1 protein-coding gene is annotated in these 354 nt (G+C 54.5%); it reads right to left on the bottom strand.

Annotated features, from left to right (window positions below):
• Nucleotides 1–122 precede the first annotated feature (122 nt).
• A partial coding sequence (locus AC1RO3_RS08885) for a hypothetical protein (RefSeq protein WP_481764063.1) occupies nucleotides 123–354 on the bottom strand: 232 nt, incomplete at its 5' end.

Consider the following 354-nt stretch of genomic DNA (forward strand, 5'->3'; position numbering starts at 1 on the left):
GGTCGTTTCACCTTTTTCTTAACCTTCTTCTCGGGCGCAGGCTCTTCGGTTTTGGGTCGCAGATCAAATCCCATCATATCTTCGATGGACAACTCTGCTTTTTTCTTAGCCATGACGATTCCTTAGAAGGTGCCGTCCGGCATTGGAATAGCAATCCGGTGCGCTTCGCAGATCATGACGGGAAACCCGTTCGCGTTGCTGCGTTCCATGGGCTTGCGGCATTCAGGGCACAGCCCTGCACCTGCCACATCAGCACTCATGTTAATACGCGCCTCGACCTTATTGGTTGCGGCAGCTGCCGCAATTTGCGTGCGCGTCACGCCCGCCCGAATGAAGGATTGAGGCAGTTGCTGT

The sequence above is a fragment of the Dellaglioa sp. CoH-57-MRSF-19 genome (assembly GCF_056781975.1).